14 protein-coding genes are annotated in these 12797 nt (G+C 65.4%); 5 read left to right on the top strand and 9 right to left on the bottom strand.

Going from position 1 to position 12797, the window contains the following annotated elements; translation table 11 throughout:
• Positions 1–112 precede the first annotated feature (112 nt).
• From NY08_RS17975 to NY08_RS17965, 3 genes are all read left to right on the top strand, one after another.
• Positions 113–448 (top strand): bifunctional 3-phenylpropionate/cinnamic acid dioxygenase ferredoxin subunit, encoded by a 336-nt coding sequence (locus NY08_RS17975; RefSeq protein WP_179273657.1) that lies wholly within the window; start codon positions 113–115, stop codon positions 446–448.
• The gene (locus tag NY08_RS17970) at positions 445–1590 is read left to right on the top strand and encodes an NAD(P)/FAD-dependent oxidoreductase (protein ID WP_045197883.1); all 1146 of its coding nucleotides are present in this window, start codon (positions 445–447) and stop codon (positions 1588–1590) included. The genes NY08_RS17975 and NY08_RS17970 overlap by 4 nt, the downstream gene beginning before the upstream one ends.
• Positions 1591–1743: 153 nt before the next feature.
• Positions 1744–2763: a DUF5914 domain-containing protein gene (locus tag NY08_RS17965; RefSeq protein WP_045200694.1), complete on the top strand. Its 1020-nt coding sequence runs from the start codon at positions 1744–1746 to the stop codon at positions 2761–2763.
• A gap of 1 nt (position 2764) precedes the next feature.
• On the opposite strand, the gene NY08_RS17960 is transcribed toward NY08_RS17965, so the two are convergent.
• Both NY08_RS17960 and NY08_RS17955 read right to left on the bottom strand, forming a co-directional pair.
• On the bottom strand, positions 2765–3232 hold the full coding sequence (locus tag NY08_RS17960; RefSeq protein ID WP_045197881.1) for an SRPBCC family protein: 468 nt from the start codon (positions 3230–3232) through the stop codon (positions 2765–2767).
• Complete coding sequence (locus NY08_RS17955; RefSeq protein WP_045197878.1) at positions 3229–3573, bottom strand: ArsR/SmtB family transcription factor; 345 nt, start codon at positions 3571–3573, stop codon at positions 3229–3231. The genes NY08_RS17960 and NY08_RS17955 overlap by 4 nt, the downstream gene beginning before the upstream one ends.
• A 229-nt stretch (positions 3574–3802) precedes the next feature.
• Between NY08_RS17955 and NY08_RS17950 the strand changes: the two genes are divergently transcribed.
• A complete protein-coding gene (locus NY08_RS17950; protein WP_045200692.1) occupies positions 3803–4240 on the top strand; it encodes an Hsp20/alpha crystallin family protein in 438 nt (145 codons plus the stop codon).
• A gap of 276 nt (positions 4241–4516) precedes the next feature.
• On the opposite strand, the gene NY08_RS17945 is transcribed toward NY08_RS17950, so the two are convergent.
• The 7 genes from NY08_RS17945 to NY08_RS17915 all read right to left on the bottom strand — a co-directional run bounded on the left by NY08_RS17945 (position 4517) and on the right by NY08_RS17915 (position 10916).
• The gene (locus tag NY08_RS17945; RefSeq protein ID WP_045200690.1) at positions 4517–4972 is read right to left on the bottom strand and encodes a GNAT family N-acetyltransferase; all 456 of its coding nucleotides are present in this window, start codon (positions 4970–4972) and stop codon (positions 4517–4519) included.
• An 8-nt stretch (positions 4973–4980) separates the two neighbouring features.
• Positions 4981–6498: an NAD(P)/FAD-dependent oxidoreductase gene (locus tag NY08_RS17940; protein WP_045197876.1), complete on the bottom strand. Its 1518-nt coding sequence runs from the start codon at positions 6496–6498 to the stop codon at positions 4981–4983.
• Entirely contained in the window at positions 6495–7232 is a 738-nt protein-coding gene (locus tag NY08_RS17935; protein ID WP_032397062.1) for a class I SAM-dependent methyltransferase, read from the bottom strand. The genes NY08_RS17940 and NY08_RS17935 overlap by 4 nt, the downstream gene beginning before the upstream one ends.
• Positions 7229–7462, bottom strand: a complete 234-nt coding sequence (locus NY08_RS17930; protein ID WP_032397061.1) for an RNA-binding S4 domain-containing protein — start codon at positions 7460–7462, stop codon at positions 7229–7231. Before NY08_RS17930 ends, NY08_RS17935 begins: the two co-directional genes overlap by 4 nt.
• A gap of 43 nt (positions 7463–7505) precedes the next feature.
• Complete coding sequence (locus NY08_RS17925; protein ID WP_045197874.1) at positions 7506–9692, bottom strand: heavy metal translocating P-type ATPase; 2187 nt, start codon at positions 9690–9692, stop codon at positions 7506–7508.
• A complete protein-coding gene (locus NY08_RS17920; protein WP_235386954.1) occupies positions 9689–10576 on the bottom strand; it encodes a hypothetical protein in 888 nt (295 codons plus the stop codon). The genes NY08_RS17925 and NY08_RS17920 overlap by 4 nt, the downstream gene beginning before the upstream one ends.
• A gap of 85 nt (positions 10577–10661) precedes the next feature.
• The gene (locus NY08_RS17915) at positions 10662–10916 is read right to left on the bottom strand and encodes a hypothetical protein (protein ID WP_144407393.1); all 255 of its coding nucleotides are present in this window, start codon (positions 10914–10916) and stop codon (positions 10662–10664) included.
• A 104-nt stretch (positions 10917–11020) separates the two neighbouring features.
• On the opposite strand from NY08_RS17915, the gene NY08_RS17910 reads away from it, so the two are divergent.
• Positions 11021–12715 carry a cutinase family protein gene (locus NY08_RS17910; protein WP_045197873.1) on the top strand — a complete coding sequence of 565 codons (1695 nt, stop codon included), beginning with the start codon at positions 11021–11023 and terminating at the stop codon, positions 12713–12715.
• Positions 12716–12797 lie beyond the last annotated feature (82 nt).

Below are 12797 nucleotides of genomic sequence, written 5' to 3'. Positions count from 1 at the left end.
GCGCAACAGATTCACACGATCGAAACTCGAGCGTTCCATCGCCGCAACGGGGTGATCCCACGCTGGGTACAACACGAGCACTGCACACCCTCAGGTCCCCGGAGGCCCGACCATGACCGCAACGTTCTCCACCCGCGTCCTGCTCGACGTCGGTCGCGCCGAGGATCTCCCCGACGGCGAGGCCCTGCGCATCACCCCGGCCGGAGCACCACCGATCGCGATCTTCAACGTCGAAGGTGAGTTCTTCGCCATCGACGACACCTGCACCCACCAGGACGCCTCATTGTCCGAAGGGTGGGTCGAGGACTGCGCCGTCGAATGCCCGCTCCACACAGCATGTTTCGACCTACGCACCGGAGCGGCACTGGGTGCTCCCGCGAAGATCCCCGTACGTACGCACGCCGTACACGTCGAGGACGGAGTCATCCGCATCGCGGTCACTCCGTGAAGTCGGTGACCGTGGTCGGAGCCTCGCTCGCCGGGGTGGCCGCAGCCCGCGCACTGCGCGATCAAGGTTTCGACGGCCGCATCACGATGATCGGCGACGAAGTGCATCTGCCGTACGACCGACCGCCACTGTCCAAGAGTTTCCTTCTCGGTGACGAATCCGCACTGCCACTCGACATCGACGGTCTGGACGTCGAGTGGCGTCTCGGTTGTGCGGCCACCGGCCTGTCGGGGACCACGGTCTCGACCGCATCCGGCGATATCGGTGCCGACGCGGTGGTGATCGCAACCGGAGCTGCGGCGTGTCGGCTCCCCGGCACAGTCGGGATCGACGGAATTCACGTGCTGCGCAGCCTGGACGATGCGCGTGCGCTGCGGTCTTCGCTGTCGTCGGGAGTTCGGGTCACGGTGGTCGGAGCCGGGTTCATCGGCAGCGAAGTCGCCTCCACTGCAGTGGGAATGGGCGCTTCGGTGACCGTCGTAGAAGCCTCGGTGACTCCGCTCGCTCGCGTGTTCGGCAGTGAGCTGGGCTCACTCATCGCCGGGTGGCACCGCAACGCCGGTGCGGCACTGCTGACCGGAGTATCGGTAGCCGGATTCGTCGTCCAGGCGGGCCGGGTACGTGCGGTGGAATTGGCGGACGGTTCGATGATCGAGTCCGACGTGGTCGTCCTCGGCGTCGGTTCGACGCCGAACGTCGGCTGGCTCGACGGATCCGGCCTGGACATCCACGGCGGAGTGGTGACCGATCACCGCGGCATCACCTCCAACCCAGCCGTCGTCGCCGTCGGGGACTGCGCTGCGGTGCGCGATGCCTCCGGGATGATTCGCCGCGACGAACACTGGACCTCCGCCGCAACCCGCCCGGCCGTCGCCGTCGAGGCACTGCTGACCGGTGGGTCCAGAGGGTTCACCGGACTCCCGTACGTGTGGTCCGACCAATACGCCGCGCGAATCCAGTTCGCCGGACATCACGGACCCGACTGCATCGCCGACATCGTCGAGGGCGACCCCACCACCGGGCCCTTCGTCGCTCTCTACCGACACAACGACCGCCCGGTCGCCGTTCTCGCGGTGTCCTCGCCGCGATCCTTCGGCAAATGGCGCCGTCAGGTGGTCGATACCTCGACCCTGATGACCTGACCGTTCCCTGTTTCCCTCCGCAGACGGCGCTCCCCAGGTCCACTCGATGTGACATTGACCCCCGAAAAGGCCACCGAATGTCACATTGAGTACCCACCAACGGGAACAATGGTGATCGAACACGGGAATCGATTGTCGACTTTGGGAGCAGCAATGACCGCGCTGGATGCAGTACGACGACGGTGGCCGAAGACGATGCCGCTGCAGCCGCTGCCGTCGGAGTCGTGGGCCAAGCAGGAGCCCACTTGGAAGGGTGCGAATCCGCAGGTCATCGAGTCTGCTTTGAAGCGTGCGAAGACGCGGACCTCGGGCAATTGGTTCGTGTTCGCTGCCAGTCGTGACGTCAAGGCCGACAAGCCGTTCGGCAGGTATGTCGGCACCACCGAATTGGTGGCCTGGCGGGACTCAGCGGGCAAGGTGCACATCGGGCCGGGTGCGTGCCCGCATCTGGGCGCTGCGTTGGATACCGCGAAGATCGAATGCGACACATTGGTCTGCCGCTGGCACGGTCTTGCGCTCGGACCTAAGGGCAAGCCCGGTTGGCGTCCGGTGCCCGCGTTCGACGACGGGGTTCTGGTGTGGGTTCGGCTCGACGAGCTCGGTGGTGAGGAGCCGACGCCCGTCCCCGTGGTTCCGATCCGCCCGCCTGCTTCGACTGCCATCGCCGGTGTGGTCACTCTCGTCGGCAAGTGCGAGCCCGACGACATCATCGCCAATCGACTCGACCCCTGGCACGGTGCGTGGTTCCACCCGTACTCGTTCGCACGGCTGAAGGTGGTCAGCGCGCCCACCGAGATCGATGTGCCCGAGGAGGACGATCGCTTTCTCGTCGATGTGACCTTCCGCGTCAGTCGTGGCGTCGGTGTGCCGGTGCGGGCCGAGTTCGTCTGCCCCGGTCCCCGCACCATCGTGATGCGCATCCTCGACGGTGAGGGAGCGGGCAGCGTCGTCGAAACCCATGCGACGCCGTTGGCCCCCGCACCCGACGGCACACCGCGTACGGCCGTCATCGAAGCCACGATCGCAAGTTCGGATCGACCGGGATTCCAGATGGCGCGCAAGGCGTCCGGTCTCCTGCGACCGGCGATGAACTTCACCGCTGCACGGTTGTGGAAGGACGATCTCGACTACGCCGAGCGACGCTACGAGCTGCGTTCGCAGGGCCGGGCTTGATCTAGCCTTCGACGAACTGGGCGAGTTGCGCGATGACGGTACCCCAGCCGTCGTGGAAGCCGTACTCCTCGTGCATCTTTCGGTCTTCTTCGTTGCGGTGCATCACGTGGGCGTTGTACTCGGTTCCGTCGGGGTGGTCGGACAGGGTGATCACCGCGGTCATGAACAGCTGCGGTGCCGGCCGCCACCCTTCGACGAGGGAGTTGGTGAACACGATGCGCTCACCGTCGTCGACGGCGAGGAAGCAGCCGTCGATGTGCGGAGCGAAGTCGCCACCGGATTCGCTGATGAGGGTCCGGAAGGCCCCACCCGGTCGCGGGTCCCAGCCGTCCACCCGGCACAGAGCAGGCGCAGGGATCCACCACTTCTCGAATTTCGACGGGTCGATCCACGCACTCCACACTGCTGCGCGTGGAGCCTTGATCACGCGGGAAATGGTCAGGTCGAGGGAAGGATCGATCGATGTCATTGCGCTTCACTTTCTTTCGCGGTGTCGGTGACGAACTGTTCGAGGCGATCGGTGCGGGATTCCCAGACGGCTCGTTGCTCGCGTAGCCAGTGATCGGCCACGTCCAGGTTGGCTCGCTCGATCGTGCATGCACGAACACGGCCCACCTTGCGCGTGCGAATCCAGCCACTGCGCTCGAGCAGATGAATGTGTTTCATGAACGACGGCAGAGTCATGTCGAACGGTTCTGCGAGTTCACCCACCGTGGCCGGTCCCGATCCCAACCGACTGAGCACTGCCCGCCGGGTCGGGTCGGCCAGTGCTTGAAAAACGTCGTCGAGAACGGTCGAATACTGAGCCATAAGGCACACTATCTCCAAAGTCATACTTAGCGCAAGAGCTAAGTATCGAAACCGACTTCTCTGATCACGACCCATGCTGCGGCACAGCACTATTGGATCTGAAAAATTTCTGAGAACCTCCAGAAAACCCCTTGGCACTCGAAGGGTCAGAGTGCTAATTTCTGATCTGCACAGTTGAGGAGCGACTCACCACAGGGGTGAGCGCATCTGGGTACAGGAGGTGGTTGCTGTGCTTCGTTTCGATCCGTTCCGTGATGTCGATTCCCTCACCTCGGCCATGCTGGGTGCCTCTTCCGGTTCGGACCGCGCCCCGCGATTCATGCCGATGGACCTCTACAAAGTCGACGACCACTACGTGCTCAGTGCCGATCTACCCGGCATCGACCCCGGATCAATCGATGTCGACGTCGACCGCGGTACGTTGACGCTCACCGCTCATCGATCCGCTCCGGAAAACACTGGGGTGCAGTGGATTACCTCGGAGCGATTCGCCGGCACGTTCCGCCGCCAGGTCTCGCTGGGTGACGGCGTCGATACCGAGCGCATCTCCGCGGCGTACGACAACGGCGTTCTGTCCATCACCATTCCCCTCGCCGAACGCGCGAAACCACGCAAGATCGACATCGCACACACCGAGCAGAAGTCCATCGAACACGAATCGACCTGACCCGAAACGGACAGCCGAACAGATCACGAAAACCATTGGGGTGATGCACTATGCCATCCGAGGCGGTGGTGTGGACGGAATCGGCCGACCGTGAGCAGTGGTGGCGCACGGTGGTGGGTGTCGAGACGAGCATCAGGGAATGCTCGACGGCGGATGTGCTCGATCAGTGTAGAGCCGAGCCTCTCGACGACGATCTCTACCCGCACACACAGCAAGCAGCGTGACGAGAAGGGCCGGTACCGAATACTCGGTGCCGGCCCTCCGTCATCGGGACCTCTACAGAGACAACGAGAAGAACGTGCTCGATGGATCGAGCACGTAGTCCGCGAACGGTGGGCACTCGACGAATCCGTGGCGCACATACAGCCTGCGTGCCGCAGCGAAGTAGTCTTGGGTTCCCGTTTCCAGGCTCACCCGCCGGTACCCACGTCGACGCGCATCGTCGAGAACATGCACGAGCAGGCGCGAGGCGACACCCTGCCCCCTCGCCGCCCCCGTGGTCCGCATCGACTTCAGCTCGCCATGATCCGGGGTGAGCTCCTTCAGCGCTGCGATACCGCACAGTGTGTCGGCATCCCAAGCCGTCCACACGCAGACGTCGGACGCACGCAGACCCGACAGATCCAGGGCATGCACACTCTCGGCAGGCGAGGTGGCGTTCATGTCCTCGAGATGCTCGGTGAGCAGCGCCTGCACTTGCGGACGCGACAGATCGTCGACCTCGATCCGCATGCCGGAACTCACCTGTTCATGAGCCGCTCGATGGCGTCGAACATCTTGAATCGTCCACTCGTCGGCACTGTTTCGATGTCGTGACCGGCGACGCCCCAGCTCGCCAACAGTGTGTTCGCGGCCTGCAGCCCGGTGGTGGCCGCACGTTCCATCAGCGCCACCGGCAGATCTATACGGATTCCGTCGCCGGCAAGTACCAGTGCGGGTTCGGGGGTGCGGACGGTGGGGCGCTCGGCGAACGCGCCGAGGCCGAACATGGGGCAATCGTCACGCCACTCGGATCGTTCTGCGATCACCTCTGCATCGGCGGTTTCCGGATAGATCTCGTGCATCCGATCCATCAACTGCTGACGCGTGACCTCCTCGGATTCCTCGGCGGCGTAGGCGTGCAGTTCGACGACGGAGCCGCCGGTGCGGGCAGCCCATTGCGCGGCCTCGTCCTCGAACCGCTCGAGCACGCTGATGTTGTCGATCGGGGGCATGCCACCGGTGCCGATGAAGGCGGGGCGATCGGCGTTGACGGCCTTGCTCAACCACACGCGGTGTACCAGGAACGGCGGTGTGTTCTGCAGCGCAGCAACCTGTTTGCGCCAATCGGGCGTCCCCAGCTCGGGTGACTGCTCGAGCACTCGCTGCAATCCGGCGATGTCGGTCGCCAGTACCACCGCGTCGGCGTCGATGATGCCGCCTGCGTCGACGCGAAACTTTCGCAACCCACCGCGGCTGATCTCGCCGCACGGAGTTGAGGTTCTGATGTCGACTCCGAGTCCGGTGAGGTACTCCCCCAACGGGTTCCACAGAGCCTGCGGGTACGGGTCACGGGGGACGTCGAAGATCAGGCCCTCGGAGGAACCGAGGAAGTAGATGTGGAACATCATGGCGAGCTCGGCGGCAGACATCTTCTCGGGGTCGGCGAAGAAGCTGCGGGAGAACACTCCGAACGCCAGGTGCCGAGCGGCCTCGGGGAAGTTGATGTTGCGCAGGAACTCTGCGGCGGGAGTGGTGTCCAGCTCGTCGAAGGTCTTGGGCACGCTGACCGTCATCAACGGCAGTGCCGCAATACCGTTGAGGTCGGTGAGGTCCTTCCACCGGAACGTCGGACTACGTTTGACGAACGCGAAGGCGTTGAGTGGCGGCGTTTCGGGCAAGCCCTTGAATCCGTCGATCCGGCCGTCACCGTCGATCAGTGGGTAGTCGTCCACCGGACGCAGTCGAGCCAAGTCGGGGTCGGTGCGGCGGAGCAGGTTTCGCAGGTTGTAGTACTGCCGAAAGAACGCATGGAAGCCGCGGCTCATGGTGGCGGGTGAGCCGTCCTCGAGCGTCGTGTCCCATCCGCCGACGCGGCCGCCGAGGTAGCTCTCGCGTTCGACCACGTGCACTTTCACGCCGCGCTCGGCCAGTGCGGTCGCAGCGCTCAGACCCGCGATGCCACCGCCGACCACCACCACCTGCGGGACGTCCGCCAGCTGTGCGGCGTCGGAATACCCTTGCACCGCAGCATGAGTGACTCTCTTGGAATCGGTCAACGCTCTTCCTCCGCGGGACGAGAGCCGAGGAACGTGTGCACCACACCGTTCTGCCAACCGGTCATGGTCTCTCTGGCCACCCCGGTGTAGCCGGCTCGCTGCATCCGCCGCATGAAGGCCGAGGCACCGTCGAAGGTCACGACGCTGCGCCACAGGTGCCGGTACAGGGTGGCGTCGCGCGTCGCCAGCCAGCCGAGAGGAATGATGATGCCCCAGCTCACCACGTTCCAGGAGATCCTGGCCCGCAGCGAGTCGTGCACCGAGTACTCGTGGAATGCGATGGTCGAGCCCGGACGCAGCAGGGACAGAAGCGATTTCAGCTCCGTGTCGGGATCGTCGACGTTCCTGATGAGGTACGCGGCGAGTATCGCGTCGAACGGACCGTCCACCCCGTTGATCGCCAGATCCTCGACGCGTGAGTGCACGAACGTCACGTTCGACGGCCAGTCCTTGCTCCGCGCGACCTCGAGCATCTCGGCCGACGCGTCGGCGGCGACGATCTCGGCATGCGGCGCGGCTTCGAGCAGCGCTGCAGTGGATGCGCCGGTGCCACAACCGATGTCGAGCAGACGCAGGCCTGCACCCAGGTTCGGGATCCGCAGCCGCTTGGCCGACTTGAGCAGGTGTTCGTGGTAACCGGGGTTCGCTCCGACGAGCCGGTCGTACGCCTTGGCACCGACATCGAATGCCCCGGGAACTTCGTTGCGCGGCAGTCCGCCCTTACCGACCTTCACAGTGCCTCTTCCTTGCTGACGCGGGCCGAGGGCCCACCCTGGACCGATACGACATCACCGTGCTGCAACTGCCGTCCGCGCCGCACATCCACATCCCCGTTGACACTGACCAGACCGTCGGCGATCACGCCCTTCGCCTCGGCACCGGATTCGATGAGGTTGGCGAGCTTGAGGAATTGACCCAGTCTGATCGATTCGTCGCGGATGGGGACATCGTGTGCGTCGGACATGTCTCCATCCTGTACTAGCAAGCCGTTCGCTGCTACCAACCGGTCACATCGACGAACGGAACCGGCGCAACCGCAGGCTGTTGCTCACCACGAACACCGACGACAGCGCCATCGCGGCACCGGCGAGCATCGGGTTGAGCAGGCCCGCAGCGGCCAACGGCACAGCGGCGACGTTGTAGGCGAAGGCCCAGAACAGGTTGCCCTTGATCGTGCTCAAGGTGCGCCGGGAGAGCCGGATGGCATCGCCCACGGCCCGTAGATCACCGCGCACCAACGTCAGATCGCTGGCCTCGATCGCCACATCGGTGCCCGTACCCATCGCAAGCCCCAGGTCCGCCGTGGCGAGGGCGGCCGCGTCGTTGATGCCGTCGCCGACCATCGCCACCACCTTGCCCGACGCCTGCAGTTCCCGAACGGCATCGACCTTGCCCGTCGGCAGGACACCGGCGATGACCTCGTCGATTCCCACCTCGGCGGCGATCGTGCGAGCGGTGGCCTCGTTGTCGCCGGTCAGCATGACCGGGGTCAGGCCGAGTGCCCGCAGTTCCGCGACGGCCTGCTTCGAAGTCGGCTTGACCGAGTCGGCGACCACCAGCACTCCGCGGGCCCTGCCGTCCCAGCCGAGAGCGACGGCGGTGCGTCCCTGCCGTTCGGCGGCCTCGAATGCATCTGCGAGTTCGGTGGGTAGAGGCATCGACCAGTCGGCCAACAACGAGCGACGCCCGAGGACCGCGGCGCGACCGTCCACGACGCCCTGCACCCCGAGGCCGTCGAGGCTGGTGAATTCTTCGACGGCCATGGACTGGGTCGAACCCGCGATGGCGCGGGCGATGGGGTGTTCCGAACCCGATTCCAACGCTGCCGCCACGGCACGGACCTCGGTCTCGTCCTCACCGTCGGCCACGTGCACCGACTGCAGCGTCATCTCACCGGTGGTGACGGTCCCGGTCTTGTCGAGTACGACGGTATCGATGCGGCGCGTGGATTCGAGGATTTCCGGGCCCTTGATCAGGATCCCGAGTTGAGCGGCCCGGCCGGTGCCGACCATCAGCGCAGCCGGTGTGGCCAGGCCGAGCGCGCACGGGCACGCGATGATGAGCACCGCGACTGCAGCAGTGAACGCGCCCGCTGCGGAACTGCCTGCACCGAGCCAGAATCCGAGGGTCGCGACCGAGATCGCGATGACGATCGGCACGAATATCCCGGAGATGCGATCGGCCAATCGCTGCGCCTGCGCCTTGCCGGTCTGCGCATCCTCGACGGCCTTCGCCATCTGTGCGAGCTGAGTGTCGGATCCGATTCGCTTGGCTCGCACTATGATTCGGCCACCGACGTTGAGCGTCGCGCCGACCACTGCGTCGCCGACGCCGACTTCCTCGGGCACGGATTCGCCCGTCAGCATAGATCGGTCGACGGCCGAGGAGCCGCCCTCGACGGTGCCGTCGGTGGCGACCTTCTCGCCCGGACGAACGACGAACAGATCGCCGACGGCCAACTGCTCGATCGGAATCTGTTGTTCCGTATCGTCTTTCAGCACCGCCACCGTCTTGGCACCGAGGTCCATCAGAGCGCGCAGCGCCGCGCCGGCCTGGCGCTTGGATCGGCTCTCGAACCATCGTCCGGCCAGGATGAAGGTGGTCACGCCCGCTGCGGCCTCGAGGTAGATGTTGCTTGCCCCGTCCGTACGCGCGATCGTGAACTCGAACGGATGCGTCATACCCGGGGTGCCTGCGGTGCCGAAGAACAGTGCATAGAGCGACCACCCCAACGCCGCGAGGGTGCCCATGCTGACGAGGGTGTCCATGGTCGAGGTGCCGTGCCGCAGATTGGTCCATGCGGCGCGGTGGAACGGCAGCGCGCCCCATACGACCACCGGCGCGGCGAGAGTCAACGACAGCCACTGCCAGTTGGTGAACTGCAACGCCGGAATCATCGCCATCGCGATCACCGGCACGCTGAGCACCGCCGAGACGATCAATCGCTGCTTCAGCGGGTCGGCGGGAGGCTCGTCGGCCGGTTCGGCCGCAGGCAGAGAGGCGGTGTAGCCGGCAGCTTCGACTGCCGCGATCAGGTCCTCGGTGGCCACACCGTCACTGGTGACGCGCGCCTTCTCGGTGGCGTAGTTGACCGTCGCCGATACCCCGTCGAGCTTGTTGAGCTTGCGTTCGATGCGGTTGGCGCACGACGCACAGGTCATGCCGCCGAGGATCAGTTCGGTTTCCTGGCTCATGCCTGCCCCTCCCGTGCTTCGATGGTGAATTCGGCTGTGTGCACGACGCCCCCGTGCTGAAAGTCCAGGAAGAGCGCATATGTTCCCGCGGTCGGCGCGTCGACGGTGAAGTCGACCGTCGGTCCCGGCGGCCCGTCCTCGGGGTGAACGTGTAGATAGGCGAGGTCGTCGGCGCGGAGGGCCACCAGGTGTCCGTACGCACCGAGATACGGCTCGAGATCGGTGACCTCGCGGCCGTTCTGCGCGATCGACAAGGACACGACGGAGTTCGAGCCCGCGGTGACCGATCCGGTGAGCGTCACCTCGTAACCGTCGACCCTCGATGTCACATTCGGTGTACTCAGGGGCTCCGGCCGATAGTCGCCGGGAACGGTCAACTCTGCCCCGAGGGTGATGTTCTCCCCGCCGGCCGGGGTGAAGTCGGCGAACAGGCGGTATGGCCCGGATCGGGTGAGATCGAGAGTCGTCGACCATGTTCCCGACGCGTCGCGCGTCGGATGGACGTGCTGGAAGTCGGTCAGATCGCGCCGAACGACGATGAGGTGCAGTTCCTCGGTGTGCATGACGTCGTAGTCGGTCAGCGCCGCCCCGCCCGGTCCGCTGATCGTGAAGGCGACCGGTACGTCCGGTCCCGATTCGACGACCGATCGTTCGAGCGAGAGTGTGTAGCCGTCCTGGGTGGCCTGGAGCCCGGCTGGCACTGCGGCCGGGGCAGCCGTCTCGTCGTGCGCGTCGTGGCCGGTGTGCGACGCGGCTGCGGTCGCCTGGGCGTCGGGTCCGATCTTGTCCCCGACGAACAGCGCCGCCAGGAACAGGAACGCCATCCCGACGAAAAATCCGACGAGCTTGGTGGGTGCGTCGAGCTCCTGCCGTTCTGTGTTCACGGCACTACCCTACCCCCCCAGGGTATCTATTCGGTAGTTCGAGTGCCATCTTGTATCCGACGTGGGCGAGCCCGGGAATGACGGTCTACTGCAGCGCTCCCACCACCTCGTCACCGTGCACCGCCACGACCTGCAGGTTTCGCGGGTCCGATGAGATGTCGTCGAAGGCGGTGCGATACCGATCCATGTCATCGGCGCGTTCCCGCGTGAGACCCAGCGGGTCGGCGACGAGCAGAGCCACGATCGATTGGGGGTCCGACGCCACCGCCTCGCGCACGACGCAGGTCGACCCATCGGTCAGGTCGAATTCCGTCGATGTCATTCGTCGGTGAAAAGCCATGCGTACGACGGTAAATGATGCGGTTTGTAACGCGAACGACCCGACCGACGAAACCCCGGGTAACCCATTGGCAACTGCAGTGGGGATCGGTTCGGGCGGACATGATGGGGATCGAAGACATGAATGTTGGCAAGTCGAAGCGTGCGCGCGTCGCGCTGAGCGCGTTTGCGATCGGAGCCCTCGGTGCCGGAGTAGTCGTTGCCGCACCGTGGTCGACTCCGTCCACGAGCACCGAGGCATCGATCGAACTGGTCTCGACCGCAACCTGCTACGACATGGTGAGCATCGCTATCGGCGGCCGCGGCGACACCCCGCGCGAGGGCGTCAAGTGGCTCACCACCCCCGAGGGCGAGCGGCTCCCCGCAGCGATGTCCGGCGACTACTCCAGCGACTGGATCGACCAGGCCGTCCGTGCGCCCAACAACGGCAACGTGGTTCCGGACTCCTACGCCGCGGTGTACGTCGAATACCCGGCAGACCTGGCGAGCTACGAGAACGCCGTACAGACCGGCGTCACCAACTCGCAGACCATCATGAGGACGATCTCGGCGTCCTGCCCCAAGACCCGCTTCGCCATCGTCGGCTACAGCGAGGGCGCAGACGTTGCCCGCCGCACCGCGATGGAGGTCGGTAACCAGGTTGCGTCCGCCGACGGCACCTACGGAATCGTCGACCCCAACCAGGTCGTCGGTGTCGTCATCTTCGCCGACGCCGGCCGCGTCGCCGGGGAAGGACCGTTCCCCGGCGCCGAGAACCCGTTCAGCAATCCGGACGGCTTCGACACCCGGTACCAGAACGGCAACAACGCAATTCCCGGTCAAGGAGCACTACCCGGTACGTCCGGTGGATTCGGAGCGCTCGACGGCCGAGTGGCGTCCTTCTGCTCCGACGGCGACCTCACCTGCGCACTGCCCGCCAACACGTCACTGATTCACCTCGCCGCCAACGTCGGTCGCCAGGTCAACGCCGACGCGCTGCAGAACGAGAACCTCAACCCCGCCACCGGTGCCGATCTGGCGCTCGCACTGGGACGCATCGCCGTCAATGCCTTCAACGACATTGCTTCTCAGCCCAATTGGATGCAAAGCGACGAGACGTTCCTCGACGTGCTGATCAAGGTGTCCGAGCCCGGCTACAAGCCCGGCGCAGTGACCACTCCGGTCTCGGCCAAGGTCGACGGCGAGCAGGAGCCCATCGAGACCGGTCAGATGGTCGACATGGTGTACCTGCCGCAGAAGATCTTCAAGGAGATCACCGGATTCATCTCCTCGAACCAGAACACCATCCCCGTCGTGATGAACGACCCGTACGGCCTCACCCTGGCACCCGGATCGGGACACCACTTCGACTACTGGCGCGACGCCGACGCCGCCAACGGCAAGCCACTGACCTCGGTGCAGTACGCAGCGGCCTGGCTGACCCAGCTGGCCGAGCAGGCCAACCGGGGCGAGCCGGTGAAGACCAAAGAGGTGCAGGAGAAGGCCGGACGTGCAGCGGTCGAGACGATCGTGGCACCTGTGACCACGTCGGCAACCACGACTCCGAAGGCCACCACGACCACCCCGGCAACCCCGGCAACCCCGACGCCCGTTGTGACCACCACCGTTCCGGTTGTGCCTGCACCCGTCACCACCGCCGAGACACCGGCACCCGCCGTCGTCGCGACGACCCCCGAGTGCACGATCCCCGTCGAGGGTGAAACCCCCGTCGAGGGAGCACCGCCGGTCTGCGTCACCGCAACCGAGACGGCTGCCGAGTCCGTGATTCCCACGACCACCGAGGTTGTACCTGCGCCGTAGTCCAGTGCAGAACGCTCACGAGCCCGTCCACCGCAGTCATCGGGTGGGCGGGCTCGTGTGTTGTCGTATCGAGTGTGACGGC

It is taken from the genome of Rhodococcus sp. B7740, from assembly GCF_000954115.1.
Classification (GTDB): Bacteria; Actinomycetota; Actinomycetes; order Mycobacteriales; family Mycobacteriaceae; genus Rhodococcoides.
Note: the sequence above shows the minus strand (reverse complement) of the source record. Positions and strands in the feature narration are given on the sequence as shown.